The 26,729-nt window shown below is 57.6% G+C and carries 25 protein-coding genes; 8 read left to right on the top strand and 17 right to left on the bottom strand.

Annotated features, from left to right (window positions below):
• Positions 1-58 precede the first annotated feature (58 nt).
• A complete protein-coding gene (locus HFP57_RS07810; RefSeq protein WP_218135095.1) occupies positions 59-526 on the bottom strand; it encodes a VOC family protein in 468 nt (155 codons plus the stop codon).
• 366 nt (positions 527-892) lie between these two features.
• Here HFP57_RS07810 and HFP57_RS07805 point away from each other — a divergent pair, with 366 nt between their 5' ends.
• Positions 893-2,149 carry a tyrosine-type recombinase/integrase gene (locus HFP57_RS07805; RefSeq protein WP_176869254.1) on the top strand — a complete coding sequence of 419 codons (1,257 nt, stop codon included), beginning with the start codon at positions 893-895 and terminating at the stop codon, positions 2,147-2,149.
• Positions 2,150-2,290: 141 nt separating this feature from the next.
• On the opposite strand, the gene HFP57_RS07800 is transcribed toward HFP57_RS07805, so the two are convergent.
• The 7 genes from HFP57_RS07800 to HFP57_RS07770 all read right to left on the bottom strand — a co-directional run bounded on the left by HFP57_RS07800 (position 2,291) and on the right by HFP57_RS07770 (position 8,846).
• Positions 2,291-3,370, bottom strand: coding sequence for a glutathione S-transferase family protein (locus HFP57_RS07800; RefSeq protein WP_246263662.1), 1,080 nt, complete (start codon positions 3,368-3,370; stop codon positions 2,291-2,293).
• A gap of 518 nt (positions 3,371-3,888) precedes the next feature.
• Complete coding sequence (locus tag HFP57_RS07795) at positions 3,889-4,515, bottom strand: TetR/AcrR family transcriptional regulator (protein WP_176869252.1); 627 nt, start codon at positions 4,513-4,515, stop codon at positions 3,889-3,891.
• A 70-nt stretch (positions 4,516-4,585) separates the two neighbouring features.
• Positions 4,586-5,779 (bottom strand): CE1 family esterase, encoded by a 1,194-nt coding sequence (locus tag HFP57_RS07790; RefSeq protein WP_176869251.1) that lies wholly within the window; start codon positions 5,777-5,779, stop codon positions 4,586-4,588.
• Positions 5,780-5,909: 130 nt separating this feature from the next.
• On the bottom strand, positions 5,910-6,320 hold the full coding sequence (locus tag HFP57_RS07785; protein WP_176869250.1) for a DUF1330 domain-containing protein: 411 nt from the start codon (positions 6,318-6,320) through the stop codon (positions 5,910-5,912).
• 9 nt (positions 6,321-6,329) lie between these two features.
• Complete coding sequence (locus HFP57_RS07780; protein WP_176869249.1) at positions 6,330-7,229, bottom strand: haloalkane dehalogenase; 900 nt, start codon at positions 7,227-7,229, stop codon at positions 6,330-6,332.
• A 63-nt stretch (positions 7,230-7,292) separates the two neighbouring features.
• Positions 7,293-8,216: a formylglycine-generating enzyme family protein gene (locus HFP57_RS07775; protein WP_176869248.1), complete on the bottom strand. Its 924-nt coding sequence runs from the start codon at positions 8,214-8,216 to the stop codon at positions 7,293-7,295.
• 3 nt (positions 8,217-8,219) lie between these two features.
• A complete protein-coding gene (locus HFP57_RS07770) occupies positions 8,220-8,846 on the bottom strand; it encodes a TetR/AcrR family transcriptional regulator (protein WP_246263487.1) in 627 nt (208 codons plus the stop codon).
• A 129-nt stretch (positions 8,847-8,975) separates the two neighbouring features.
• Here HFP57_RS07770 and HFP57_RS07765 point away from each other — a divergent pair, with 129 nt between their 5' ends.
• The 5 genes from HFP57_RS07765 to HFP57_RS07745 all read left to right on the top strand — a co-directional run bounded on the left by HFP57_RS07765 (position 8,976) and on the right by HFP57_RS07745 (position 14,906).
• Positions 8,976-10,640: a sulfatase gene (locus tag HFP57_RS07765; RefSeq protein WP_176869247.1), complete on the top strand. Its 1,665-nt coding sequence runs from the start codon at positions 8,976-8,978 to the stop codon at positions 10,638-10,640.
• A 44-nt stretch (positions 10,641-10,684) separates the two neighbouring features.
• Complete coding sequence (locus HFP57_RS07760; RefSeq protein WP_176869246.1) at positions 10,685-11,068, top strand: hypothetical protein; 384 nt, start codon at positions 10,685-10,687, stop codon at positions 11,066-11,068.
• A gap of 46 nt (positions 11,069-11,114) precedes the next feature.
• On the top strand, positions 11,115-12,893 hold the full coding sequence (locus HFP57_RS07755; protein WP_176869245.1) for an arylsulfatase: 1,779 nt from the start codon (positions 11,115-11,117) through the stop codon (positions 12,891-12,893).
• A gap of 26 nt (positions 12,894-12,919) precedes the next feature.
• Complete coding sequence (locus HFP57_RS07750) at positions 12,920-13,954, top strand: MBL fold metallo-hydrolase (protein ID WP_218135094.1); 1,035 nt, start codon at positions 12,920-12,922, stop codon at positions 13,952-13,954.
• Between the two features lie 121 nt (positions 13,955-14,075).
• Positions 14,076-14,906, top strand: a complete 831-nt coding sequence (locus HFP57_RS07745) for a metal-dependent hydrolase (protein WP_176869243.1) — start codon at positions 14,076-14,078, stop codon at positions 14,904-14,906.
• A 382-nt stretch (positions 14,907-15,288) separates the two neighbouring features.
• On the opposite strand, the gene HFP57_RS07740 is transcribed toward HFP57_RS07745, so the two are convergent.
• From HFP57_RS07740 to HFP57_RS07715, 6 genes are all read right to left on the bottom strand, one after another.
• Entirely contained in the window at positions 15,289-16,209 is a 921-nt protein-coding gene (locus tag HFP57_RS07740) for a LysR substrate-binding domain-containing protein (protein WP_218135093.1), read from the bottom strand.
• 189 nt (positions 16,210-16,398) lie between these two features.
• Complete coding sequence (locus tag HFP57_RS07735; RefSeq protein WP_176869242.1) at positions 16,399-17,754, bottom strand: aspartate aminotransferase family protein; 1,356 nt, start codon at positions 17,752-17,754, stop codon at positions 16,399-16,401.
• Between the two features lie 54 nt (positions 17,755-17,808).
• Positions 17,809-18,462 (bottom strand): 3-oxoacid CoA-transferase subunit B, encoded by a 654-nt coding sequence (locus HFP57_RS07730; protein WP_176869241.1) that lies wholly within the window; start codon positions 18,460-18,462, stop codon positions 17,809-17,811.
• Positions 18,459-19,169, bottom strand: a complete 711-nt coding sequence (locus HFP57_RS07725; RefSeq protein ID WP_218135091.1) for a 3-oxoacid CoA-transferase subunit A — start codon at positions 19,167-19,169, stop codon at positions 18,459-18,461. The genes HFP57_RS07730 and HFP57_RS07725 overlap by 4 nt, the downstream gene beginning before the upstream one ends.
• Before the next feature lie 59 nt (positions 19,170-19,228).
• Positions 19,229-19,552: a ferredoxin FdxA gene (gene fdxA / locus HFP57_RS07720; protein ID WP_176869240.1), complete on the bottom strand. Its 324-nt coding sequence runs from the start codon at positions 19,550-19,552 to the stop codon at positions 19,229-19,231.
• Between the two features lie 17 nt (positions 19,553-19,569).
• The gene (locus HFP57_RS07715) at positions 19,570-21,000 is read right to left on the bottom strand and encodes a KamA family radical SAM protein (RefSeq protein WP_176869239.1); all 1,431 of its coding nucleotides are present in this window, start codon (positions 20,998-21,000) and stop codon (positions 19,570-19,572) included.
• A gap of 390 nt (positions 21,001-21,390) precedes the next feature.
• Here HFP57_RS07715 and HFP57_RS07710 point away from each other — a divergent pair, with 390 nt between their 5' ends.
• Together HFP57_RS07710 and HFP57_RS07705 are read left to right on the top strand one after the other, a co-directional pair.
• On the top strand, positions 21,391-21,801 hold the full coding sequence (locus tag HFP57_RS07710; RefSeq protein ID WP_218135090.1) for a GlcG/HbpS family heme-binding protein: 411 nt from the start codon (positions 21,391-21,393) through the stop codon (positions 21,799-21,801).
• 74 nt (positions 21,802-21,875) lie between these two features.
• Positions 21,876-23,552, top strand: coding sequence for a choline dehydrogenase (locus HFP57_RS07705; protein ID WP_176869238.1), 1,677 nt, complete (start codon positions 21,876-21,878; stop codon positions 23,550-23,552).
• Positions 23,553-23,640: 88 nt separating this feature from the next.
• On the opposite strand, the gene HFP57_RS07700 is transcribed toward HFP57_RS07705, so the two are convergent.
• The 3 genes from HFP57_RS07700 to HFP57_RS07690 form a co-directional block, all read right to left on the bottom strand.
• The gene (locus HFP57_RS07700; RefSeq protein WP_176869237.1) at positions 23,641-24,504 is read right to left on the bottom strand and encodes an NAD(P)-dependent oxidoreductase; all 864 of its coding nucleotides are present in this window, start codon (positions 24,502-24,504) and stop codon (positions 23,641-23,643) included.
• A 118-nt stretch (positions 24,505-24,622) separates the two neighbouring features.
• Entirely contained in the window at positions 24,623-25,846 is a 1,224-nt protein-coding gene (locus tag HFP57_RS07695) for an MFS transporter (RefSeq protein ID WP_176869236.1), read from the bottom strand.
• Positions 25,847-25,892: 46 nt separating this feature from the next.
• Positions 25,893-26,684: an SDR family NAD(P)-dependent oxidoreductase gene (locus HFP57_RS07690; protein ID WP_176869235.1), complete on the bottom strand. Its 792-nt coding sequence runs from the start codon at positions 26,682-26,684 to the stop codon at positions 25,893-25,895.
• Between the last annotated feature and the right edge of the window lie 45 nt (positions 26,685-26,729).

The following is a 26,729-nucleotide window of genomic DNA, read 5'->3' as shown; positions in this document are numbered from 1 at the left end:
CTGGGAGCGATACTTCCGATCCCGGCAATACGATAGGGGCGGCATAGTTTCGGGGCGGCTAATCGTGCCCGGCCGGTTCCCATAGTTCGATCGGGTTGCCCTCGGGGTCGTAAAGTCGCGCGAAGCGGCCGTTGGGATAGGTTTCCGGATCGATCTCCACGTCGATCCCGTTGCCGCGCAGCTGCGCGGCCATCGCATCGAGATCGGCGACGCGGAAGTTGACCATCCACATCTGTTCGTCGCGGCCGAAATAGTCGGTCGCCCGGTTGAACGGCGCAAAAACTGTGGGTCCTGCCTCCTGCTGCCAGGGCTCGACGTCATAAGATTGCGGCGTGAGATCGATGCCGAGATTGTCGCGATACCATGTCGCCAGCGCCGCCGGATCGTCGCTGCGGAAGAATATCCCGCCGATCCCGGTGACGCGCTGCACCGCCGGCGCCGGATCCGCCAGCGCGGTCGCCTGGCTCGCTATGCCGACGCCGAGTGCCGCCGAGATGGAAATGAATGCCGCTCCGCGAAATGCCATCGTCATGCTCCCCCTTGCTCATCCTTGATCATCGGACGGAGCGGAAGCTAGGGCAGCGCATCGCGAAGCGCGAGTCCGGATCGACGCAGGGCCGGGATTTGTCGACCATCATGTATGGGAGCTGGCGCACCCGAGAGGATTCGAACCTCTGGCCTCTGCCTTCGGAGTTTGGCCGGAAGGCTTCCCGCCTTTTCATCCGTTTTTCTAATATTTCATAAAATCAAATAGTTAGAGAATTTCATGTTCTCGCCAGATCTGTGAATTTCACGCCAAATCCCGTTCTCTTGCTTCCAAATTGCTTCCAAATTCATCATCAAACGATGAAATGAAAATTCCAAATTTGGAAGCAGGCAGAGGTTTCCGGCCATGATTTGCACCAAGATCACCAAGCGAAAATTGGAAGCACTCACCGCAAAGGAGCAAGAATATATTGTATGGGATCAAGAGCTTAAAGGGTTCGGCGTACGGGTAAGCCCTAAAGGCCGGCGCTCATTTTTGGCCCAATATCGGACCTTTGCACTCGGCCAGCATAAGCAGCGCCGTATGACATTAGGGGTCTACGGGACGGTTACGGTCGAGGAGGCGAGAGCGGCCGCGCGGTTGATACTGGCCCGGGTCGAACTTGGCCAAGACCCGGCCCTGGAACGGGACGAAGCAAAAATTCCCGCATTCACGGTCGGCGAGCTTGCGGACAAATGGCTTGAGCAATGCGCCCCGCGATCCCGGGCCAGAGGCAAGCTGCGCGGTACTCCCCGTAATCCCAAAAATGTCGCGATCGACAAGGGCCGCATCGAGCGCCATATCAAGCCGCTGATCGGAGACATGCCGGCCGCGGAATTGACGCCGATGAAAGTGATCCAGTTTCGCGAAGATGTGCGAAACGGCAAGACAGCTCTTACCAAGCGAACGTCGAAACATGGAACCGCTCGGGTTACCGGCGGCGATGGAGCGGCGACGCGGACGCTGCGACAGCTATCAGCCATTTACAGCTTCGGCGTACGAATGGGATTGGTCGAGAAGAACCCGGTGATGGGTATCGAGCGGACGCCGGATTCTCGCAGGGAACGCTATCTGAGTGACGATGAACTCAAACGGCTGGGGGAAGCCCTTGCCGAGGAGGTGGGCGTGGGCATTCCATCCTTCGGTGTCTTGATTATCAAGTTGCTCCTGCTGACCGGGTGCCGAAAGAGCGAGATCGAGGGCTTGAAGCGGTCGGAAATCGATCATGATCGAGGCTTCATCCGTTTTCAAACGAGCAAGACCGGGGCCAAAACCATTCCGATCAACGATGGCGCGAAACGTATCCTTGCGTCCGTCCCCGAGAGCGGTGGATCGGAGTTCGTATTCCCTGCGCGTTCGGGCAAAGGTCATTACATCGGCACCCCGAAGGTCTGGCGCCGCGTATGCGAAGCCGCAAATATAAACGATGCAAGGTTACACGATCTCCGCCACACCTTTGCCAGCAAAGCTGCCGAAGGCGGGTTCAGCTTGCCCGTGATTGGAGCGCTGCTCGGTCATCGCGACGTGAAAACAACCGCACGCTACGCGCATCTCGCGGATAGTCCGCTGCGCAAGGCGACAATGGCCGTTGGCTCAGATCTTGAGACCATGGTCGGCATCTAACTTATGTGCCATATAAATAGGCCATCCTATCAAGACCTCCTATTCTCAGAGTCGCTGGAAGAGGCACGGTTGAAATGCCGATTGACCCATGGCAGCTTTAATCCGGGCTGGCCGGCGCAGAAACGCCGCCGAATGGCGCGATTAGATACCGAACCGTCGTTGGGCATTTCCCAAGCGATCGACAAGAGCACAATTCTTCTCTCGTAAGGAGCCCGGCCCGGCGAACTTTTGTCTAGACTTCAAAATTCCGATTGCAGCTGGCGACAGGCGGGCTCCAGCCACGATCTTCTGATTTGCCGTGAGCCCGCCATACGCGGTTTGAAGCGCGCGGAGGCAATGGACTCGATATGGTGCAGTCGGGACCGACCAATCCACGCAATGTTGGCGATACCGGGTATACGCTTCGCCACTTCGATAGGCTGTGGCGTTGGCAGCGAGATAAGGGAGGTAATCGTTCGCCGCCATGTCGATCAGCGGCTGAAGGTCGCGCGGAGTCCGGTCGAGCAATGCGGATTCCGACAGATCGTTCGGCCGTAGCGCCCACAGGCATGCGGCCCATGCAAGCAGGTGGGGTGCCTTGCCTCGCAGAATGGCCGCCGGTGTAGGGTCATAAGAAAAGTGACGAAAAACGGGACCGAATAGCCCGAAGTCAGCTTCGCAAGGCCGTTCGCCGAAGAGGAAAGGCCGTGACCGCAATATCGGTTCAAGGATGGCGAGCAGTCGGTGATAGAGCGCTTCGATACTTTCAGTTGTTGCGGGTGTAACACCGTCGCCGCCCAGATAGCGGCGTTTCTGGCGCCATAGAATAAGCCTGCGGCGTAGGGGAAACGGAAGCGATATGTCGCGCAGTAAAATCTCGGCAATCTGGCCGCTCATCAGATGGGCGTCGGCTGTGAAAGCCCATCGATAATATAGCGCCGGCCGCCACAGCCATTCGTCGAACAGATCTTCGAGCAGTAGAGAAAAGAACCGGTCTACTGGCTGGCTCGGTTGCAGTCTCGGTTCGTCAATTTCGCTTTCAAACCGGGAGATGATTGTACTGGTGTCGGTCAGCCACGTGCCGTCCGGCGCTTCGACTTGTGGCATTTGCGCGATGCCGGTTGCGGCGGCGCACCGTCGGAAGTCGGCTGTGTCCATTTCGACGAAGCGATAGGCAATGCCTTTCACCTGGAAATAGGCTTGCAGCTTACCGGTAAAATAAGAAAGGCTGAGTCCGTGCATTTTGTACACGGACTCAGCCTCGCGCCTTGGATCGCCTGCGTCTGGGGGCAGAAACACCGGCGATCACGCATGGCGCCATGGGAAGATTGTACCCGATTTCGGCATCTGTCGCCGCATCAGCTTCCCGATCTTCGCCGTCTATCAGCCAGCACTGCAGCAACCGCTTCTTGGCAACCAACGCTTGCCTCGTCGATCTTGTCGCGGAGACAGGCGCGGATCGCTTCGCGATCCCGTGCTCGATACTCGGTTGAACAGAGCGACCTGATATCCTCGATACAGGCGGAACGTACGGAATCATTTGCGTGAACGGAAACCGCTGGCAGTAATGCCATGGCAGCCAGGACGACCAAATAACGCATTTTTACCTCCAAAATTCGCATAAATATAATGACACTGTTTATGTCAATATAAGAGAATGCGCAAGAGTTTTTCCTGAATTCCCCATATTTCCGCCGACCGGTGGATGGGGTTCGGATTCTGTGTCTGGCATATGTTGTGTCAAATCATGACCAGAGAGGTCAGTATGCAGGCGTCCGAGAAACCCTCTGGTCGAGAATCACGTTTATCATATCGGCCATGATATCCGCGAGGCGATCGCCGCCCTCGCCGGTGTCCGCCAGCCCTTCGAGGTGCCGGCCGGCAAGCCCGTTACCCAGAGCGGCTCCAATCGCTAACCGCATGAGCAGGCCAATATATTCGCGGTCCACCTTTTCCAAATTGTCGCGCGTCCGGACACGCCGCTCAAGCAAATCGACAATACGCCCAAGTCCGGCGTCGAGCCCGGCTATTCGTCCAGCCTCGTCGTGCAGGATGATCCACGCGAAAATACGACGGTTCGGTTCCTCTGCGAGTCGTTCGAAGAGGGTGTGCAACGATTGGCGCAGAGGTTCGGAAGTCTCCGTCGCGTCTGTAAGATCTTCCGCAATTTCCGCAATGATTGCTGTTGCAATGCGGGATGCGGTTTGCCGTTGAAGTTCGAGGGCGGAGCCGAACCGGGCGATGATATTAGGGTGCGTCGTCTTCGCGCGGCGGGCGACTTCCGTCAGCGTCAGACCGGCCGGACCGCTTTCCCGAACCAGCCCTTCAGCAGCGGAAAGAATATTCTCCTGCGATTCTTTTACGGTACGGCGAACGCGTTTCGTCATGTCGGAGACTTAATGCGGGCGCGCCTCACACCGCAAGCATTTCACACCTTCCATGATCAACGACCTTTGATTAGCGGTCGGCTATTCGGTTGAAAAATTCCCAAGCGAGTTCGATGCCGTGCGCATCACGACACTGCGGCCCGAGGGCGGCAATGACAGCCGGGTCGCGCACCGGCGGATCGGGATCAGGAATCGAATGGCCGCCGCCACGCGCTTCATAATATGCAACTGCCGTGCCAGTGCCGGCCGATGCCGGGTACTGCGTTTCCGCGATTATACAGTCATCGGAAGGGACGGTATTTGGCAATAGAGCGTTTGTAGCGTTCCCCCGGCTGGCCCCACTTGCCCGCAGCCAATAGTCTACCGTGTCGAGGACGGATCGCGTCGGAGCTCCGCCGTCTGAGACTATGCCGCCCTCGAATTTCACAAGTGGGTCTTCCGTGCCATTGAGCAACATGATCGGCGGCGCAGACGTGATCTGCACCACGGGTTCCTCTGGGAGGGCGGCAATAAACGCCGCGCTGCCGCTGAAATCGAACGGCGCTTCGATCAGCATCCGCATTGCCATCATACCGCCATTGGAAGACCCCGTGATAAAAACGCGCGTGCGATCATAACGCCGTGTTGTAAGGGCATCGGTCAACATCGCCAGAATAAAGCCGGAGTCGTCCTCAAGCGACGTGCGGCCACTGTCGTCATCGCGCAAATCGTTCCATGTTTGCCTGTCGCCCAGCCCATCTTCGCGTTGGGGGCTATATCCGTTCGGGACCAGTAAAAGCAGGCCTTCGCGGTCCGCGATCTCGAGCCAAAGGCTTGTTGTGGTGCCAGGCTCGAGCACACTGCGCATGCTTTGCGAACCTCCATGCAGAAGGACGACTGCCGGGCTGTTCGGAGTGAAGGTCGGGGGAGTATAGATCGAATAAACGCGCTCTTTGCCATCGTGGGTGAGAGGCACCACTCGAAGGCCGGATGGAACAGGACGAACTTCAACCGAAACCGAGTCGACAGCCTCAGCCCCGTCATCGTCGGTAACGCGCACGGTAAAACTGAGCGTTATCGGTGAATCAACCGCTGGTGCGGTAAATGATGGAGAGGTTGCCGAGCTCGATGAGAGCGTGACGGCTGGTCCTCCGGACTGAGTCCAAAAGTACTGCGTAATGCGGCCATCGCTGTCGCTACTGGCCGATGCATCGAGGATGACAGTCGTTCCCTCTTCAACTCCCTGGTCCGGCCCGGCATTGGCCGTAGGCGCAATATTCGGCATATTCGGCGCGGCCGACGGCGGCGCGGCTTCATCGCCCCCGCATGACAGCAGGAGGAACGAAAGAGACGGCAAGGCAAAACGAGCAACGCGTATGTTCAGTGGCTCCTCTGACTCGGTACAACCGCGGGTCTCATGAGATCGGCTTCGTCTTGATGTTCAGTTGACCGGCAAGTCCTGCTGTCCGGTGGATGGAAATCTCCTGGTATTCGGGCGAAGTCATCATGGTTTTGAAAGCGTTCAGAGAGGGATACTCGGCCAGCGCCACCATGTCCCACAGTTCCTCTACCTGGCCCAGCAACAACCCCGTCACCGGGCCGGTGAAAAGCGGTCGCGCTCCGACGGCGTCAAGACAGACGCCGATGCCAGCGCCGTAACGCATATAAGCTTCTAACCCGCTAAGATCGGCGTCGGCACCATCAGGATATTCCGCCTGGTCCCTGAACTTCAGCAGGTTCACCATGACAAAGGGACCGTCTTCGGACTCGCCCAGAAATTCCTGTAGCCGCTCAGGGTTCGGCATGACTTCATTTTCGTAGTGCAACGCCGGATCCTAACTGCGGATGAAGGTGTCGATGATCTGACACAGCTCTTCGGGCCGGTCTTCTTGCAGGAAATGCCCTGCCTGCTCGATTATCCGATGCGGCTGGCCCGCGGCGCCTGGAATTCGTTCGATGAAGGCTTGTTCGCCGTCTTTTGTAACGGGATCGCGATCGCTGAAACATGTCAATACCGGTTTGTCGAAACATTCTAGAACTTTCCACGTTTCGATATTCTCGGCAACCGAAGCGTGCTCCGGCGTGACCGGTACAAGCATAGGGAACTGCCGCGCGCCCTCCTTGTACCGTTCATCGGGAAACGGTGCTTCGTAAGCCGCGATTTCTTCCTGTGAAAGCGAACGGACGCAGCCCATATTGACGATGGTTCCGACAGGGAAAGGATCGACCGTCTGGCTGATTTGGAGCCATTCGCGAAAGCCGTCGTTCATCCCCGTTCCGGTTGGAAGGCCGGTATTTGCAATGACGACGCGTGCGAACCGATCCGGAAAGGCCGCAACGAGCCTGAGTCCGATCAGCCCGCCCCAATCCTGACAGAATAGGGTGATGTTCGACAGATCGAGCGAAGTCAGCCAATCGCTCATCCACGCTACATGGTTCTCATAGGTGTAATCGGCGCGACTGTCGGGTTTGTCCGACTTGCCAAAGCCGATGAGGTCGGGTGCGAGAACCCGATGACCCTTGCCAGCCAGAAAAGGTGTGAACTTCCGGTACAGGTATGACCAACTCGGCTCCCCATGCATCAGAAGGACTGGGTCGGCATCGTTCGGTCCCTCGTCAACATAATGGATTCGGATATCGGCGCCATCGCCAGCCGCGACCGACAGATATTTTGGCGCGAACGGATAGTCGGGAATTTCGGCGAAAGCTTCTTCAGGGGTCCTCAAAATTTTCATTACGACCTCGACGCAAGGATTATACTGACACTAATAATGCCATATTATATAGTGCGCTCGGTTTCAAGCACCGTCGGGTGGAGGCCGGTCATTGTCGACTATGCGAAAGCCGATATGATTGGTGCCCAGCCCGCTTTCCTGGAATTGCCGAGCGGCGGGGCGGTAGCGGGCGCAGTAATTTGCCGCACAGAGATAAGACCCGCCTTTGATCACCCGCGTATGAGCCGAAAACCCTCCCGGACTGCTGGTCCATTCCCAGACATTGCCGATCATGTCGTGAAGGCCGCGATCATTGGGTGCAAAGCATCCGACCGGCGCGCGGCCGCTATAACCATCCTCGCCGAGATCGCGCACCGGAAAAATCCCCTGATAATAATTGGCCTGGGGCCGGCCGTCCGCTCCGATGGGCTCGGGCTGCGCTCCTCCTCCATCCCGTGCGGCATATTCCCATTGTGCTTCGGTGGGTAGTGCGCCACGCGCCCAGCGGGCATAGGCTTCGGCATCCTCATAGGCGATCTGCACGACCGGCAGGGCGGACACCGATTGCGTTCGATCATTTGCGCCCGTCGGCTGCCGCCAGTTGGCCCCGATTGCCCAGCGCCACCATCTCGGATCGTCACGATCGGGTATGGCGAAAACCGCGGAGCCAGGTTCGGACATCTCCTGTGGTGCGCCCGGCAAGCGAGGAGGCGCGCGTTCAGCCACCGTGACATAGCCGGTTGCTTCAACAAATTCTGCAAACTCCCCTTGTGTGACTTCATGGGCCCGCATCCAAAAGCCGTCCACGTCCACCGCTCGAGGCGGCCCTTCTTCCCGGTAGAGGGGCGCCTCGCCCATGATGAACCGGCCGCCAGGTATCCAAACCATTTTTGCGACATCCCGAGCGCATGCTTCAGGCGCAGCGCTACCGGATTGGGTTTGAAAATCAGCGGGCTGTTCACAAGCAGACAGCGCAGCCATGAAGCAGAATGTCAGCCGCCGCCGCATCCCTCAGGCGTCGATGGTGGAAAGGGCGTTCGCCAGCAATCGCGCGACAACGGCTTTCGCCTCGCTGACGGAAAGCTCCTCGTCTTGGCGCAGTGCGCGCCAGCTTTGGAAACTGAGAATAAGGCTGAGTGCTCTGGTTTGGACTCGATCGTCCAGCACGGACTGTGGAAGCGTCGCCTCAAGTGCAGTTCGCTCGAGGCGCAAAAGCCGCAGCCGGTCTTGTTGCAGAAACTCGGATTCGAATCGCTTGGTGTCGGCACTCACGCGATACGGCATAATGATCTCGTAGACCGATGCGCGCCGCTCTACAGATTCGAGCAGACGGTCTCGCCAATGGTCGGCTTTGAAAGGCTGGAGCAAAACTTCCGTGATCCGCTCCTCGATCGCTTCGGACATCTCGCGATAAAGGCTGTCCATATCGTCGAAATGCCGGAAAACCGTTCGCAGACCCACTTTTGCAGTCTCCGCTACTCGCGCCGCGCTCGGCGAAACCTCACCAGCGGCGACGAGTTGGAGCAAAGCATCGACGATACGCGCGCGGCTCGACCGGCTGCGTTCGCGCCGCCCATCAGCCGATGTGCGCTCTCGGTTTTTGTCCGGGGCGAGCAGCCCCGTTTTCTTGTTTGCCATACGGTTTCGTTCCTACGCTGATTTCCTGCCATCGTATCCGCTGCCCGACGAGACTGCCGGAACTACCGAACCTTGCCATTTTCTTTTAGCATGGTAAGTGCCAATTTCCAGTGGAAAGGTTTTGCGGTCATGTCATGGCGTACCATCCTCATTGTCCTGCTGGTCGTCGCAACGATCGCCGGAGCGTTCGCATATGCGAACCGGAACGAGATCATTCTCTACCTGGTTGCAGGTATGGACAAGCCCGACATTGCCCCTAACCGCCCGATAGCCTGGGAGTCCGGACCTGAAACGGCAGAGGTGCCGATCGGCGAACGTCCGCCCAACATCATCTTCATCCTCGCCGACGATCTCGGCATCAACGACATTTCGACCTTTGGCGGAGGTATTGCCGGAGGACGCGTGCCGACTCCCAATATCGACCGACTCGCCGCCGAGGGTGCGATTTTCGAACAGGCCTATTCGGGCACCGGTACCTGCGCGCCGTCGCGCGCGATGCTGATGACCGGACGTTATCCGACCAGGACTGGTTTTGAATTCACGCCGACGCCCGACGGAATGGGCCGCATCGTCGCGCTATTCGCGAACGATATGGATACTGGCCTTCCACCAGTGGAGTATAATCGCGCCCTTGCCGAAGAAGGGCCCTCGTTCCAAGATCAGGGATTGCCTGGTAGCGAGATCACCGTCGCCGAGGTGCTCCGCGAACGCGGCTATCATACCGTCCATATCGGCAAATGGCATTTGGGCCAAAGTGCGGAATCGCGGCCGATCGCGCAGGGCTTCGACGAGAGCTTGCTCATGGAAAACATGCTCTATCTACCCGAAGACGATCCGGACGTGGTCAATGCAAAGCTCGATTTCGATCCGATCGACACGTTTCTCTGGGCTCGAGGAGACTTCGCAACCTCCTACAACAGCGGCGAGCTTTTCGAGCCCGGCGGTTACCTTACGGATTACTGGACCGACGAGGCGTTGAGGGTGATCGAGGCAAACCGGAATCGGCCATTCTTCCTGTATCTGGCGCACTGGGGCGTGCACACGCCGCTGCAGGCCACCCGGGAGGACTATGAGGCCGTAGGCGATATCCAACCGCATCGCCGCCGCGTCTACGCAGCCATGATCCGCGCGCTCGACCGGAGTGTCGGCCGGATCATGGACCGGCTCGAAGCGGAAGGACTGGCCGACAACACGATGATCGTGTTTTCCAGCGACAATGGTGGAGCCGGATATCTCGGCCTGCCGGAAGTCAACGCACCTTTTCGCGGGTGGAAGATCACGCTCTTCGAGGGCGGTATTCGCGTTCCGCTGTTTGTCCGCTGGCCGGGTCGCATTGCACCGGGGACACGGATCACCACACCGGCTGCGCATATCGACCTGATGCCGACCCTCGCTGCAGCAAGCGGCGCCCGGCTTCCCGACGGCGTACCGATAGATGGCCGGAACCTGCTGCCGCTGGCGACCGGAACCGGGACCATCGAGCGGCCCAATGACGCGATATTCTGGCAGAGCGGCTATTATCAGGTCGTGCGGGCGGGCGACTGGAAGCTGCAGATCAACGGACGGCAGAATGAAGCATGGCTCTTCAATCTCGCCACCGACCCGACCGAGCAGGTCAATCTCGCTAGCGCCCGGCCCGACAAGCTCGCCGAACTGCGCGCTTTGCTAAATGCGCATCAGGAATCCGCTCGGCCGCCGCTCTATCCCTATACGCTGGAAAGCCCGGTTGCGGTCGACCGCACGCTTGCCGAGCAGGTCGGGCCCGACGACGAATATATCTACTGGCCGAACTGATGGTGCTGATCCCGCCTTCCACGAATGACAGCTATGCAGGCCCAATGGTATCGGTATGGTTTCTGCTCGCCGCGGGCGCGATCACCGCGGTTCCCGGTCTGATCCATACCTTCCTGCCCGACGGCGGAGCAGGCGTGATCGCCGGCATCGAGCTGTCGGAGGGCGGTGCGGGAACGGTGCGGTTATTCGGATGGGCCGGAGCCACGCAGATCGTCTGGGGAGCGATATTGGTCGCGATCGCGCTGCGCTTTCGCCCGCTCGTTCCGCTGGCCCTACTGTTGCTGTTGGCCGAGCGGCTCCTGCACATCTGGGTGATGTGGGGCCCCAAGGGCGTCACGGCGGATCACAAACCGCCCGAGGCGTATCTGATGCTGGGCTTCGTGCCGTTGATACTGCTGTTCCTCATATTATCGCTGCGGACACGGTGAGATGCTGTACCCGGCAGCTGTACTATGGATCCGGCATGTCGCCAAAATGTCCGGAATTTTGGGGGCGGTGCTATTCCTGTTTGGCGTACCCGGTGCGGCCGCGCAGGAACAGCATTCGCTCCAACCCAATTTTGTGGTCATCCTCGTCGATGATGCGGCATTGATGGATTTCGGAGCGTATGGCGGCGAGGCCCGTACACCGAATATCGACGCGCTTGCTCGGCGTGGGGCGATTTTCACCCAATACCGGACATCGCCTCTTTGTGCGCCGTCGCGAGCCATGCTGCTGACCGGGATCGACAATCACCGCACCGGCGTTGCCACGATTCCCGAGGTACTGCCGGCCGAACATGCAGGCATGCCCGGCTATTCAATGGCGCTCGAACCGGGCGTGCTGACCTTGGCGGATCGGCTTCGCCAGGCGGGTTACCGCACCTACATGACCGGCAAATGGCATTTGGGCAGCGGCGCCGAGGATTTGCCGAACAGCCATGGCTTTGAACGCTCGTTCGCACTCGACGCCTCGGGCGCGGATAATTGGGAACAGAGATCGTATATGCCATTCTATGACGAAGCGCCGTGGTATGAGGATGGCGTTCCGGCAACACTTCCTGAAGATTTCTATTCGTCGCGCTTTATCGTCGACCGGATGATCGACTATCTGGACGATGACCGCCGCGTGGCGGCACCTCGGTCTCGACCCTTTTTTGCCTATCTCGCTTTTCAGGCAATCCATATCCCGGTGCAGGCGCCACCGCATTTCACCGACAATTATGACGGCGTGTATGACGAGGGGTGGCACGCGCTGCGGATCGATCGCTGGCATCGTGCGCAAGGACTCGGCCTTGTTCCGCGAGGCGCGCCGCTGGCCAGTATGCCCGCAGGCCTTCGGGTATGGGACCGCCTCGCGCCGGCCGACCGCCGGCTTCTCGCTGCCCGCATGCAGGTGAATGCCGGCATGCTCGAGGCGATGGATCATCATGTCGGACGCCTGATCTCATATCTTGAAGAACGAGGAGATCTCGACAACACCGTCTTCGTCGTCACTTCCGACAATGGCCCCGAACCGTCGCGTGCCGACGATGATGCACGTATGCGCCTCTGGTTGATGCTGAACGGCTACCGGCTCGACGCCGACCGGATCGGTGAGCGCGGAAGCTACGGCTTTATAGGACCCGAATGGGCGAGCGCTGCGGCGTCCCCCAGCGCGCTCTTCAAATTTTACGCATCCGAAGGCGGCGTTCGTGTGCCGCTTGTCGTAGCGGGCCCCGGGGTCGCGAGTGGGCGTATCGATGCCCGTGCATTTGTGACGGATATCGCGCCCACCCTGCTTGAATTGGCCGGAGTCGGTGCTGAAGCGGATGCCGGAGTGCCGATAACGGGTCGGAGCCTCCTACCGGTCCTCCAGAACGGCGATGAGAGCATATATCGCGGCGACGATGCCATCGGCATCGAGGTCGCGGGCAATGCCGCGCTCTACCGGGGAGATTATAAGATCGTGCGCAACCTTCCGCCATTCGGCGATGGCCGCTGGCGCCTCTTCAATATCGTTCTCGATCCCGGCGAAACCCGGGATCTGGCTTCGGAAAGACCGGATTTGCTTGCTGAGATGGAGGTCGACTATGCCGAATATGCGCGCCGCATGGGCGTTTTGGAAATGCCGCCTGGATACGATTCTCGCGAACAGATCGATGCAAACACACGCGATCGGTTTATGAAACAATATTGGTGGGTTCCGATCCTGTTCGGAAGCATGGTGCTGCTCATCATCTCGTTGCTGTGGCGATTCGGGATCCGGCGGTTCTTCCGGCGCACGGCCTTATGAGGGGGCGGACAAGGCTTGCGATCGGTGTGGCTGCGTTTGTCGGCGTGTTTTTCGCCTTGATTGCCGTTTTTGAGGAATCGCTGTCATGGGCGCTGTTCGATCGAGCGGTGGCGACGAACCTCAACCGGCCGGAACACGAAAATCTTGCCGAGGGTTTGCGCATCTATCTGTGCGGAACCGGATCGCCGATGCCCGACGCAGCGCGGGGCGGTCCCTGCATCGGCATTCTCGCGGGCGAACGCGCTTTCGTCGTCGACGCAGGCAGCGGCGGCGTCCGTACGCTGGCGCGGATGGGTTTTCCAGTCGGCGACATCGAACGCGTCTGGCTTACCCATTTGCATTCCGACCATATCGACGGCCTTGGCGAAATGATGTTGCAACGCTGGATCAACGGTACGCACCAGGCGCCCGTTGCGGTTGCCGGCCCGCAAGGCACTGCGCGCGTCGTCGAGGGCTTCAACACCGCCTATGAAATCGACGCTGGCTATCGCACGGCCCATCACGGCCCCGGTATTGCGCCACCGTCTGGATTCGGCGCGGTAGCGGAGGAAATTGAGCCCGGTATCGTATCGTCTGCGGACGATACGCGGATCCGTGCCGTCCTGGTCAATCACGATCCCGTGCGACCGGCTTTCGCCTATCGTATCGACCATGCCGGCCGCTCGGTCCTCATTTCCGGCGATACGGTTCTGAACGACGATTTGATCGAAACCGCGCGCGGCGTAGATGTGTTGCTGCACGACGCGCTCCAGCCCCGGATGGTAAGCAGGATCGCCGATGTCCTCGATGCCACAGGCCAACCGCACCTCGCCCAAATCATGACCGACATTCAGGACTATCATGCGTCGCCGAGCGACGCGGCGCGGGCCGCCGAAAGCGCGGGCGCGGACCATCTGATCCTCTATCATATCGTTCCGCCACTGCCGTCCAGGCTCCTGGAACCCGCCTTTCTGAGAGGCAGCAAAGGCGTTTTTGGAGGACCGATCACGATAGCCCGGGACGGCATGCTTGTGAGCCTTCCGCGCGGCAGCGACCGCATCTTGCTAAGCGACGCTTTTTAGCCATCGATTGTGACCGGCGGGATCCCCGTTTTCTTTAGTAACAGTGTGTAAATAAGCTTGCCCCGGCACCGAATTCCCAGTAGTGACATATTGTCATTAGACATCGGTTTGGAGAACGGCCATGGAAAGTCCTCAACATATCACGCCGCGCGACCTGCGCTTCGGAGTCGGCGAAGTCGAACAACGTTGGTGGCATTCCGATAGTCCGGAAAAGACGATATTCTTCGATGCTCTGTCCATCATGTTTCCGCATGGCGAGCGTTTCTTCATGGAATCGGTGCGCAACTACGCCCATGTCGTCGACACGCCGGATCTCAGGGCCGATGTGCGTGGATTCCTGCACCAGGAAGCGATGCATACGCGCGAACATATCGAATATAACGATCGCCTAAACCGACTGGGATATCCGGCGGCGCGGCTTGAGAGAGCCGCCAAGAACCGCCTGGATTTTGCCAGACGCAGGCTTGGGCCCCATCGTCAGCTGGCAATCACCTGCGCGCTAGAACATTTTACGGCCATCATCGCCTATGAACTCCTTACAAATCCGGCCCATCTCGACGGCGCGGAACCGCGTTTCAAACGGATTTGGCAATGGCATGCGCTTGAAGAGTCCGAACACCGGGCCGTTGCATTCGACGTCTTCCGCCACAGCATAGGTGCGGGGTTTCGCGCTTATCTGATCCGGATACGCGCGATGATCGTCATTACCATCTTGTTCAACCTCTTTTTGTGGCAACATGTCGTCGCGCTTATGCGTACCGATGGCATCGCTCGTTCCCCAGCCGCTTGGGCGCGCCTGTTCTCGTTCCTGTTCGGCCGTCCAGGAATTCTCCGCCGGATCGGCCGGCCATGGGCAGCCTATTTCCGGCCAAGATTTCATCCTCAAACCCATGGCGAGGTCGCTGAAGCCGGGGAAATCGAACAGAAGTTGCTGGCGGGGCAGGCGGCCTGACTTCGAACTGGGCCGCTGGGATCCGGTTTCCGGAACAGAGAGATTCGCGTCATCTTTCAACGATGTTGAGAATATCCCGCGGTCGTACGGGGATATCATTGGCGGGGATCGGCCGATACCGTCTGATCGCCATTCGCATGGCAGTCGGGATGCGATCGCAGATGCTGACGAGAATTATATTACGCGGGTATCGGAGAGCCCACCGACAGGCGGAGCGACGGATAATTCGCTGCCCACGCCCGAGGTCCATTTCGGCTGGTATTCCACGCCTATACGCCTGAGAAGGCGATGCTGGAGGGGATTTCAGGCTGCCGCCGGCCGTGCGGCGGGCAAGGCCTTGGGCGGTGGCGGGCTATCGATATTGTCCATCACCCAGTCAGTATCATGACATTTTTTGCGGTGGGCCAATGGACTGCAACCAGTTCGAAAACGCCAGAAGTTGAGGAGATATCGAACCCTCCGGTTTGACGATAAAGTACGCGTTTTGGGTTCTCAAATGAATGCCGCTCAACGATACCAGTCTGCCATCCTGCAATTCTTCTTCGATCAGATAACTCGGGAGCAGCGCCGCGCCGATTGAATTGGTCGCGGCGGAAATGATCATCGAAAACTGTCCGAACTGCTTTCCGTTTATCGCGCCCAAGCCCCGTATTCCTGCTAGCTCAAACCACTCATTCCAAGCAGCTGGCCGTGTTTCGAGATGAACTAGCGGCGCAGCCAGCAGCGATTGAGCATCGTCAATATTGAACCGCTTGCGAAAAGCGGGGGACGCGACCGGAAGCATGCTCTCAGCAAACAGTTTCTGCATGTCTGTCTCCGGCCAGTTGGCCAATCCGAAATGTAGCGCGGCATCATAATTCTCACGTCGAAAATCAAATGGTTCAAGACAGGTAAGAAGGTTGACATGTATGTCGGGATGAAGGGCTTCAAAGTCGGGAAGCCGTGGAATAAGCCATCTGCTCGCGAAGGTCGGCAACGTCGCAATTCGAAGGGACTTACTCTTTTCGCCCGCCGTGATCGCTCGGAAAACGGTTTGTCGGATGCGTTCAAGGTCGACGGATAACTCATCGGCAAACGTGGCGCCTGCTTCCGTCAATTCCACCCGGCGGCCAACACGCCTAAAAAGATCAACTCCGAGATTGCTTTCGAGTTCTTTGATCTGACGACTTATCGCGCTTTGCGTGAGGTTGAGTTCTTCCGCAGCCATGGTGAAACTTCCATAGCGCGCTGCGCTTTCGAAGCTTCGCAATATATTGAAAGACGGTAAAAAGCGCCGCTGGTTTCTTAACTCTCCAGTCATCATATCGAACCATCTTCCCTGATATATCCACCAGGTAATGCGTTGACGATCGAGCAAGTGAGCCGAAGCTGTTCGCCCATCCGACCTTTAGCACGAATTATGTGTGTGAAATGGGTGAGCGGGAAGGCGCGCTCGATGGGAGACGCATCATAATGCCGGTCAGTTTCTTGTGCCAATGTCAATAAGCCATATTCACGTCTGCTCCTCTAGCTGGGAGCGCATGGACAGTAGCGCGGAACGAACCGTCAAAACCAAGCGATCTACAACATCTCGCGTCATAGGCGTCGAAAGAGTGCCCGCTCCGGAATTGATCAGGATGATACCATCGTCGAAAAGGAGATTTAGAAACTCGGAAAGCAGTTTGGTTTCCGACGGTTGGGCATAGGCCTCGCGGTAAGAAGCGGGCGGTTGGGGCTTTAAGTGAATCTTGAACATCGAACCCCTGCCAGTCACGCTGGCTGGAACGTCAACGTCTGAAATAACGGCCCTGAGCGTGTCCCGCGTATATTCGCCGAGCGCGTTAAGTGCTTCGACAGCATCGGCATCAAAAACTTGCATGGCTGTCAGACCGGCCACCATACTGACCGGATTGGCCGAGAATGTGCCCGAATGGGGAAAAAGCACTTTCTTGGCAAAAGGATCCATCACATCCATTACGTTAGCCCGGCCGGCAATAGCTCCGATTGGGAAGCCTCCGCCGATCATCTTGCCCATCGCGGTGAGATCAGGATCGACATGGTACCATTCCTGGGCGCCGCCATAGCTGGATCGGTAGGTGATTACTTCATCGTAAACCAACAGCGAGGCGTTTCGGCTGGTCCAGTTACGCAGCGCGGTGACATATTCGCCCGTCGCGGGAATGAGACCGGCGCGATGCGGCATCAGATCGATCAGTACACAAGCAAGATCTTCGGCCTGCTCGTTCAAAATTGCGATAGACCTCTCGACATCGTTGAAAGGGATGACAACCACATCTTCGAGCGCTTTGGGCGGCGTGCCGTGACAAACAGGCACCGGATTCGGGCGATCTATTTCGCCCCAATTCGAAGGCTGCGCGGTCTGACTGATCTCGGCATAATCATAAAGTCCGTGATATGCCCCTTCCGCTTTGGCGATTTTGGGGCGGCCCGTGAATGCGCGCGCGGCCTTAAGGCAAGCCATAACGGCTTCGGTGCCCGAATTGACGAAGCGGATCTTCTCGAAGCTGGACGAGCGTGAAACCATATGTTCTGCGAAGTCGATCTCGACCTCTGTGCCGATGTTGAATGCTGTCCCTTTTTCAACTTGTTTGCTGACGGCCTCGCCAATCCTCGGATCGGCATGGCCATGGATCATTGCCGTCATGTTGTTGGCGAAATCGATCCGCTCAACGCCATCGATATCGGTGATCATGCAGCCGGACGCATGAGATGCATAAAGGGGGTGCGGTTGGCGCAAGATCGCATTTCGGCTGCAACCGCCCGGAAGGACCCTCAAGGCCCGTTCGTAAATAGCCGCTGACCGATTTAACGGCTTGTGCGCGAGCAGTTCTTGATTGGGTATACCCATGGGAGTCTGGCCCTTGTTCCAATCGTTTCGGTGGTGCGCATGCTGCCGCCCACCTCAAACGACAATTTCTGCGTCGGTATTCGATCGAACGTCCCCGGCGGTCACGCCGGGCGCGCATTCGACGAGGTTGAATTTTTCGCCGGAAACCTCAAGCACGGCGAGGTCAGTATAAATGCGGTTTACGGCACCTTTTCCCGTGAGCGGCAGCGAGCAGCGCTGCACCAGCTTGGGCGCGCCATTCTTCGTGCAATGTTTCGTGATGGCAAAAATGCGCTTGGCCCCAACGACGAGATCCATAGCGCCACCCACCGCGGGGATCGCACCCGGTGCTCCGGTTGACCAATTTGCAATGTCGCCATTTTCGGCAATTTGCATGGCCCCGAGAACGCAAAAATCGACATGGCCGCCCCGGATCATGGCGAAACTGTCGGCGTGGTGGAAATAGGCGGCTCCCGGCACCGTCGTAATATGACGCTTGCCAGCGTTGATCAGGTTGCGATCCTCCTCACCTGGCGCTGGGGGCGGGCCCATTCCCAACAAGCCGTTTTCCGTATGATAAAGAATCTCCCGGTCTTCCGGCAAAAATGACGCTACGCGCTCGGGCATGCCGATTCCGAGATTGACGATCGCGGTATCGGGGATGTCCCGCGCGCAGCGCTCGGCCATCTCATCTGGCGACCATCCAATAATGTTAAGCTGCGCGCTCATCGATATACGGCTCCCTCATCGATAAGTGCGGCTTCGTCGACTGGGTTGGGAACCACCACGACTCTGTCGACATAAAGGCCCGGCGTGATCACATGCTCCGGATCGATGGCGCCGAGCGCGCATAGATATCTGCTCTGCACGATTGTTGTCTTCGACGCTGTCGCCATTACCGGGGAAAAGTTCCGGGCCGTCTTATCGTAAACGAGATTGCCATAACGATCCGATTGGCGAGATTTCACGAGCGCAAAATCAGCCGAAAGGCTGCGTTCCATGAGATAATCTGTCCCGTCGAAACAACGCGCTTCTTTCCCCTGGGCCAGCAGGGTGCCGACCCCGGTCGGGGTGTAGAAGGCCGGGATGCCTGCCCCTGCCGCCCGGATCCGCTCGGCGAGGGTGCCCTGCGGTACCAGCTCGAGCTCGATCTCTCCGGAGCGGTATTTGTTCGCGAAGGCGTCCGAGCCTGCAGTCCGCGGGAAAGAGCAAATCACTTTCGACACTTGATTATTTTCGATCAGCGCGGCGATGCCCACACGTCCGGACCCGGCATTGTTGTTGATGATCGTCAGGTCTCGTGCTCCGTGATCGACCAACGCATGAATGAGCTCGACCGGGCTCCCGGCGGCCCCGAAGCCACCGATCATAACCGTTGCTCCATCGAATATATCGGAAACGGCGTCGTTGGCCGATGGGACGATCTTGTCGATCATTCTAGTGCCGTACGCTTTGCGACATAGGGCTATTCTTTGGCAGGCTCTCGCTCCTCATATTAGCGCTCCAAATACTCTGCCTTGCCACGGACGCCCTTCCATTTGTCGGCTTCCGCAAGGGGTTCCTTGTGCTCGTAGATATTCGGCCAGATTTCTGATAATGCCCGATTGAGTTCGAGGAACTTCTCCTGATCTTCCGCCAAGTCGGAGTCTCGGACGATGGCTTCTGCCGGACATTCTGGTTCACAAAGCGCACAATCGATACATTCGTCCGGATTGATCACGATGAAGTTCGGCCCTTCGTAAAAGCAGGAAACCGGGCATATCTCGACGCAATCGGTATATTTGCAGTTGATGCAGTTCTCGGTGACAACGAACGTCATGGCAGCGCCCCTGTCGATCAGGCTGCGTGTTGCAAAGACATAGGAGCGATATCGTACATCGACCAAAGCCCCGCTTCGTCGAAGACCACCCGGTCGTTATAGTCGCTGAACCAGATAGCCTGTGAATTGCGTCCGACGATTGCCACCTTGCACCGCTCCTTCGCGTCGGCTGCCGAGCGCAAGAGCTTGAAGATTACGACACCTTTCTGAGCACCGGGGACTCCCGGAATGCTCTCGTCGGTTACGGCGACAACCTCGGTCTTGCCCTTGTAGTGCGTGATGGAAAGGCGAGCATGCGCCTCGACCCCGGAAAGGCCCTTTTGTGACTCATTCAGGATGCGCCAAGCCTCTTCGATGGGCACATTGAACGCTTTGTAGCCGACAATGTCGCGTCCACAGAAGAAATAGTGGTTTTCGACACCGTTCCGCTTCAGTTCGCGTTGCATGATGCGCAGCGCGTCCGGATCGTTGTTAATCCCCTTGATGATCGGCGCCTGGTTATCGATGTTGATCCAGTTTCGCGCGCGCAGCCGTTTGACCGATGCGCGCGTATCGTCGAGCCATTCATATCCGCCCTCGGGATTTTCCATAAAGGTGCCGTTCTCATCCTTCTTCAGAAACTCGTCCGGATGGTTGAAATGGACCATCAACCGGAGGTTGACCTCGGGAAAGAGCTCGTGGAAGCCATCCAGCATTTCGAGAAAGGATTCATCGAAACGAGCCGGGAAGAACGCCAGTTCCTTTGTTCCAATCCGAATTGACTCGATTCCAGCTTCGGCCAAGGCGCATAGCCACTGGGCAATGTTGCGGTTGCCCAACACCATGGGATCGCCGCCCGACATCAGAATTTCACGGAGCCTTTCGCGGCCGGTTTCCGGATGTCGGCCGCCATGGGCCGCGACGATCTCGTTGTGCTTTTTCACATAGCCATGGACTTCCGGAATACGTGCAAGGCCCTTCGGCGCGACCGTCCCGTCAGGACGTGTGACCTCCTTCTTGGCGATGAGCTCTTCGCGATAACAAAAGCGGCAGTGCGCCGAGCAAGTCGAGGCGACATAGAGCAGGGCAAGCTCATATTTGTGGATCATTCCTTCAAGCGGGCTGTAGCTCATTTGCTTGCCCGGATCTTCAGCACCTTCCAGATTGAGAGTCTCATTGGGGCTGGCCTTGATCAGCCTTTGCAGCGATTTGCTGTGCCTGGCCTGTTCGAAATAGTGTCGCGTGATCTTCACCGGCATACGGGCCTGCACATCCCGGCTTGAACCATCCAGATCCGAAATTTCTTTCAGCTCTTCGGGCGAGTAAAACGACTTCATGTCATCGGGAACATCACCGTCGATGAATTTCTTGACGCCTGTAATTATTTCGCGATTATATTTTGTATTGTTAATATTTGAGAGAAAAATCTGTACTTTCTCTGATGGTGTATAATCGTAGGACATATCCATCGTATGTGCTCCATATACAGCAAAGGCCGTTCAACTTCTTGATTACCTCTTAAAAGGTGCAACACCACGGGCCGATTGCTTGCTAAGTTCTAATAACGCTTCATCAAATTGGCCGAAGACGACCATGCCGACAAACGATGGTTATGCATGAACTCATGCGCCAACATCATGAGCTTGGCGTCTATTGAAATTACGACCGCGCGTCAGCGGCTTGATCGCAAACTCTCCAAGACCGGGCACGATATTCGAGCCTTGACCGCAGCTTGTGCAACGATTAGACCTCAAATGGTCTATATATTAGACCATTGTTGCTGTTGGCGATAATTCTCTTTTGATGAATGGCTTTCCCGCCAGACCAGTCCGAAACGCGCTGCCCAAAAAAGGAAAATCATGAAAGAAATCACGATGGAGCAAGCCATGGCAGCACTGCGCGCCGGGCTTGCGAAAGCATCTGACCTGAACGAACCGTCATGCATGGCGGTCGTCGATGCGGGCGGAAACCTGATGGCGTTCGCGCGCAGCGACGGAGCGATGCACGGCACTATCGAGCTGGCGATCAACAAGGCGTTTACGGCAAGTGCATTCGGCATTCCGACAGCGGACCTTGGCGCCGACGTTCAGCCGGGCGGCGAAATATTTGGCCTGGAAAGCATCCGTACGCGCGGTTCTTTCGTCGCCTTCGGTGGCGGTTTGCCGATAGTTGAAAACGACCTGTGTATCGGAGCCGTCGGCGTGTCCGGCGGCCCCGTGAGCGTCGATAACGAAATCGCCGCGGCCATGCGCGCGGCGATTTGCCGGTGATCGCCGGCTTGCTTCCCGCGGATATGAACCCGGCAAAAACATTGCGCCAATAACGGAAAAAAGGCTGCGCCAACATGATCAACGCCGATAAAATGAAAGAATTCGACTATGTAATCGTCGGCGGTGGGTCCGCGGGCTGTACGCTCGCAGCACGACTGTCCGAAGATCCTGCAAATTCCGTACTTCTCATCGAGGCGGGCGCGAGCAGAGGCAATCTGTTCGATTTCTGGAAAATCGAGATGCCGGCGGCTTTCGACAATGTATGGCGCAATCCGAAATATAATTGGATGTTCCAAGGCGAGCCTGAGCCCACGCTCAACAATAGGAGGATTTTTCAACCGCGTGGGAAGGTCCTTGGAGGGTCATCCGCGATAAACGGTATGGTTTTCATTCGCGGCCATGCCCTCGATTTTGAAAGATGGGCGAACGAAGAAGGCGCGATGGGGTGGTCTTGGCGCGAAGTCTTGCCCTATTTCAAACGGCTTGAAACATGGGAAGCCGGCGAAACACGCTATCGCGGAGGCTCCGGCCCTGTCTATGTCCGCAAGGGGAACTATCCTACGGAGCTATACGACATTTTTGTCGAGGCCGGAAAACAGGCTGGCTACCCGGTGACGGATGACATTAACGGAGAGTGTCAGGAAGGGTTCGGCGCTCTCCAGGCAAACATTAGCAACGGCGTAAGAGCTTCGGCTGCGCAGGCCTATATTCGACCCAATAGCGGACGATCCAACCTTACAATAGTGGATCGTGCTCATGCGGAGGGGCTGATTATCGAAGGCAACCGCGTTTCGGGGGTAAATTTTCAGAAAGCTGGTAAGAGCGGGTTCTCTGCGCTTGCTCGGAAAGAGGTCATCGTAGCGAGCGGTGCTATCGGCTCACCGCAACTCCTGATGCTGTCCGGGATCGGCCCCGAAGATGAACTGAAAACGCTCGGTATCGAATGCAAAGTGAATCTGCCGGGCGTAGGGCAAAACCTTCAGGACCACCCGCTGGTCTATATGAAATTCCAGATCGAAAAACCGGTTTCGATGAGCAGATATATGCGTCCCGATTTGATGGCCTATGCCGGCACACGATGGGTCGCCACCCATACGGGGCCCGGAGCGACCAACCATGTCGAAACATGCGCGCTGATGCGAAGCGATCCAGCCGTCGCGCATCCTGATGTCGAAATTCAGTATCTGCCGATCATGATGGATCATGACGATGGCGTGAAACCGGGTTTGCATGGCTTCACTTACTGTATCGGGCCGTCGCGCGTCGAGGGTGTGGGCTGGGTCAAACTCGCTTCGAGAGATCCTCGTGCGGCGCCGCGCATCCTGTCGAATTTCCTCGCCACCGATTACGATCTGCATCTCATGCGGCGTGCCGTTGAGATGGGCCGGGAAGTAGCGTCACAACCGGCGCACAAGGGCCTGGGCGTCAAGGAGATTGAACCGGGTCCGCATGTCGGTACGCGCACGGAGATGATCGAATATTTGCGCAACAATGTCGCTGGCGACTTTCACCTTTGCGGAACCTGCAAGATGGGCAGTGGGAGAGACGCCGTGGTCGACTCCGAACTCAGGGTTCATGGGATCGAAGGACTTCGTGTCGTCGATGCCTCGATCATGCCGAGTATCGTAAATGCGAATACCAACGCTACGACGATCATGATCGCGGAAAAAGCGTCAGACATGATTTTGGGCAAGCCGCCATTGCCGCAGGCCGACGTACCGATTCCGGGGCGTCAACCCGCAGCGGCGTGATTCCTTGCTTTTTCTGCGCACGGGTCGAACGGCTATTGGCGTTGGCATCCGCGCGGACGTTTGCTGCCATTTTGGAGAAGACGCTTTTCTATCGGGTGTTGCGTATGACCTTGATGCCGGCCGCGATCTCCATTTCTCCATCGCCTTTCTGTACAGCCTCGCCGTAGAGAGACAGGAGCAAATCGGTAAAACGTGTATCAAGGCCCGTACGCTCGGCAGAGGATGCCAAATGCTCCATGGCGGCGACATGCACGGCGAGCGCCGCCTGATCGCCGCGATAATCGTCTCGGGCGATCATTTCGTCATATTCCCGTGCGGCGTGCTCAATTTCCGGGATAAACGACGGCATAGCGGCGAAAAACGCTACCGGTTTGACACCCTCCGTTTCACAGAAAGCCGCGCCGTGCAGCAAGCCTAGCGAAACGCCGTAGTAGAGGCTTAACCAGGCCAGATCCAAAGCAGCTGCGCCGGTCACCGCATCAGACACGAAGACATTGCGTCCACCCAGCGCTTTGAGCACCGTATCGCAGGCATCATATGCCGTGCGATCGCCGGAAAAGAATATTGCCGTTGTCGGCGCGCCGATCCGATCGGGAAAGGTGGCAATGGCGCCATCGATAAAGGAGAGCTGCCTTTCTTTCGCCCAACGATCGGTCGCGCGCGCGTCCTCGGGCGATCCGGAAGACAGCTGGACAAAGGTCTTGCCGGCCCAGGCGCTTTTCTCCACCGCGTCACAGGCCGCGACTGTAGATCCATAGTCAGGAAGGCAGACGATAATCAGATCGGTGGCCGTAACGACCGCGTCCACCGTATCGCGAACGTCGCAGAAACTTGCGGCGATTTTGCGTGTCGCTTCGCTTCTCGACCAGCCGACCACCTCATGGCCTTTCTTGGTGAAAGCCTTTGCCAGAGCGGCGCCCATATTCCCGAGACCCAAAAGACCGAGTTTCATTGCATCACCTCCAAACATTAGATCTCGCTCACGCGGGGTTCCGTCTTTCGCCTAACCGAAAACTTGCTTGACGGACGGCCGGTCGAGCGAGCGACAGCCAAATGACCATATCGGTGGTTCACGCAGACCGGCTTTTCTCACTCAACGCGGATTGAGGTCCGCTCATTTCCTTCGATTGCATCCGGAGCAGCGCCATGGCGATCGAAAATGCGGTCAGCGCCACAATCAGGATGACGAAACGACCGATGAGCTGATATCCACCCAAATCGATCAAATATCCGGTCGTAACCGGTGCGATAGCCGCGCCTCCAATCATAAAGCTGCCAAGCGCCGCAACGACACGCCCTTCTCGGTCGATTTCCGCGGCCAGTGCGGTCAAATAGGACAGGGCGAAGAAGTATGTGATCGCGACGCCCATCACGGAAAATGCGTAGAGTTCCTCGTCGCCTGCGGACTGGATCACCAGAAACGTTACGATGCCCGTCGCGAGGATACCGGACATAACAGGGATGCGAAGTCCGATCTTCGATCCCAGTATCGTGGCGAGAACTGGACCGAGCAGACCAACAAAGGCTTGCAAGGATAACAACTCCCCAACCTCGCCGATGGAATATCCGGCGGCCATGCCGATACGTTCGATAAAACTCCACTGCATCATGTCGCGCCAGGCGAAAAAGAACGCGCCAACCAGCAACAACAGTCCGGTCAGGGAGAAGATTCCCTGCCCTTTGCGGCGCGGCGCAACGTCTTGAGCCAAAGCAGCCGGCGGATGCTGGGGCAGGCGGGTTATGAATATCAGCATCACCAGCATCGTCGCCGCCATGGCTCCATACGTACCGTTGTACCCCCATCGCTGGGCGGCATAAGAGAATAGATAGGTCGTGATGATCATCAAAATCACGAACAGGAACGCCATTTGTCCGGCCATGCGTTCCGGGTCGCGTGCATTTGCAACTGTGGCATTGCCGCTGGCGAGCGCCAATCCGGTGGCGACACCGACGAACGGCCGGACGATCAGGATGAGCGTGTATGAGTCGGCAACCGCACAGGCGGCATTTCCCGCAATTGCACAGACCGTGCCCGCAAGGGCGAGCGTGCGCCGAGGCAGTTTTCCGATCGATGAGGCAACCGCGAAAGCGCCGATCATCACGCCAATAAATTCGGCGGTTCCAAGCAGCCCCGCCTGCGCCGCTGTCAGGCCAAGAGAATCCATGGCCGCGCCGACGAGAAACGGCAGAACGAGCATCGCAAGAAAACCGACGCCATAGGATGCCGCGAAGGCCGCCAGCAGCATCGCCGGGCTTTCCGGCAACAAGGAGCGGAGGGAGGGGGTGTCCCGCATATTCGCCAATTCCTATCGCCGGCGCTCGGCTGGCCGATCGGAGGCATCATCCTCCATGAGCGGACCAACCGTTGTCGACGTGAAGATCGATACCGTTGATGAAACCTGCTTCATCCGAAGCCAGAAACAGCACTGCCTGCGCGATTTCGTCGGGATCGCACATTCTAACCTGCAATTCCTTCAGCGAGGTTTCATTCCAATCGATACCTCGTCCCCTGAACGCCTCGATTTCCTTGAGACCGTGATGTGTATTGACGAAGGCTGGGCAGACCGCGTTGGCGCGGATGTTGTTGTGCCGATATTCCGTCGCAATGCATTTTGCGAGCATTACCAAAGCCGCTTTCGACATGCAGTAGACCGATTCAAGTTCAAAAGCTCTCGTTGCACAAATTGAAGAAGATATGACTATCGAGCCACCGTTAGAGCCGAGCATGAGACGGGTGACCTGGCGGCACACGCGAAAGGCTGACCGCACATTTATGTTCATGAGCTCGTCATATTCCTCATCGGTGGTTTCGGCAAAAGGGCTGACGACGACCGTGCCGGCATGATTGTAGAGCACATCTATATTATCGAGGAATTTGGCGCTTTCAGCGATCGCCGTATCGATTTCCTGCGCATTGGAAACATCGGCTTGGAAGAAGGCTGCCTTCCCTCCCTTTTCACAGATGCCGGCAGCCAAAGATTGACCCGCTTCGAGATCGCAGTCGATGATCGCCAACCTGGCGCCTTCTTCTGCGAACCGAAGCGACGCCGCCCGGCCTATACCGCCGGCGCCACCTGATATAAGCACACCTTTGTCGTAAAAGCGCCGACGATTATTGGTCGTTGGAATCATGAAATCCTTGGCAATTAAAGCGTCATGGCGGCGTGACCTATCGCT

Source organism: Parasphingopyxis algicola (assembly GCF_013378075.1).
Taxonomy (GTDB): Bacteria; Pseudomonadota; Alphaproteobacteria; order Sphingomonadales; family Sphingomonadaceae; genus Parasphingopyxis; species Parasphingopyxis algicola.
Note: the sequence above shows the minus strand (reverse complement) of the source record. Positions and strands in the feature narration are given on the sequence as shown.

Bases quoted from the DNA above. Each gene is read 5' to 3' on its own strand.
- HFP57_RS07735 (WP_176869242.1), bottom strand. From the start codon at position 17,754: ATGGGTATACCCAATCAAGAACTGCTCGCGCACAAGCCGTTAAATCGG.
- HFP57_RS07705 (WP_176869238.1), top strand. From the start codon at position 21,876: ATGATCAACGCCGATAAAATGAAAGAATTCGACTATGTAATCGTCGGC.
- HFP57_RS07710 (WP_218135090.1), top strand. From the start codon at position 21,391: ATGAAAGAAATCACGATGGAGCAAGCCATGGCAGCACTGCGCGCCGGG.
- HFP57_RS07770 (WP_246263487.1), bottom strand. From the start codon at position 8,846: ATGGCAAACAAGAAAACGGGGCTGCTCGCCCCGGACAAAAACCGAGAG.
- HFP57_RS07715 (WP_176869239.1), bottom strand. From the start codon at position 21,000: ATGGATATGTCCTACGATTATACACCATCAGAGAAAGTACAGATTTTT.
- HFP57_RS07725 (WP_218135091.1), bottom strand. From the start codon at position 19,169: ATGATCGACAAGATCGTCCCATCGGCCAACGACGCCGTTTCCGATATA.
- HFP57_RS07700 (WP_176869237.1), bottom strand. From the start codon at position 24,504: ATGAAACTCGGTCTTTTGGGTCTCGGGAATATGGGCGCCGCTCTGGCA.
- HFP57_RS07765 (WP_176869247.1), top strand. From the start codon at position 8,976: ATGTCATGGCGTACCATCCTCATTGTCCTGCTGGTCGTCGCAACGATC.
- HFP57_RS07730 (WP_176869241.1), bottom strand. From the start codon at position 18,462: ATGAGCGCGCAGCTTAACATTATTGGATGGTCGCCAGATGAGATGGCC.
- HFP57_RS07740 (WP_218135093.1), bottom strand. From the start codon at position 16,209: ATGATGACTGGAGAGTTAAGAAACCAGCGGCGCTTTTTACCGTCTTTC.
- HFP57_RS07755 (WP_176869245.1), top strand. From the start codon at position 11,115: ATGTCCGGAATTTTGGGGGCGGTGCTATTCCTGTTTGGCGTACCCGGT.
- HFP57_RS07760 (WP_176869246.1), top strand. From the start codon at position 10,685: ATGGTATCGGTATGGTTTCTGCTCGCCGCGGGCGCGATCACCGCGGTT.
- HFP57_RS07775 (WP_176869248.1), bottom strand. From the start codon at position 8,216: ATGCGGCGGCGGCTGACATTCTGCTTCATGGCTGCGCTGTCTGCTTGT.
- fdxA (WP_176869240.1), bottom strand. From the start codon at position 19,552: ATGACGTTCGTTGTCACCGAGAACTGCATCAACTGCAAATATACCGAT.
- HFP57_RS07795 (WP_176869252.1), bottom strand. From the start codon at position 4,515: ATGACGAAACGCGTTCGCCGTACCGTAAAAGAATCGCAGGAGAATATT.
- HFP57_RS07695 (WP_176869236.1), bottom strand. From the start codon at position 25,846: ATGCGGGACACCCCCTCCCTCCGCTCCTTGTTGCCGGAAAGCCCGGCG.
- HFP57_RS07805 (WP_176869254.1), top strand. From the start codon at position 893: ATGATTTGCACCAAGATCACCAAGCGAAAATTGGAAGCACTCACCGCA.
- HFP57_RS07690 (WP_176869235.1), bottom strand. From the start codon at position 26,684: ATGATTCCAACGACCAATAATCGTCGGCGCTTTTACGACAAAGGTGTG.
- HFP57_RS07780 (WP_176869249.1), bottom strand. From the start codon at position 7,229: ATGAAAATTTTGAGGACCCCTGAAGAAGCTTTCGCCGAAATTCCCGAC.
- HFP57_RS07790 (WP_176869251.1), bottom strand. From the start codon at position 5,779: ATGCCGAATATTGCGCCTACGGCCAATGCCGGGCCGGACCAGGGAGTT.
- HFP57_RS07745 (WP_176869243.1), top strand. From the start codon at position 14,076: ATGGAAAGTCCTCAACATATCACGCCGCGCGACCTGCGCTTCGGAGTC.
- HFP57_RS07800 (WP_246263662.1), bottom strand. From the start codon at position 3,370: ATGCACGGACTCAGCCTTTCTTATTTTACCGGTAAGCTGCAAGCCTAT.
- HFP57_RS07810 (WP_218135095.1), bottom strand. From the start codon at position 526: ATGGCATTTCGCGGAGCGGCATTCATTTCCATCTCGGCGGCACTCGGC.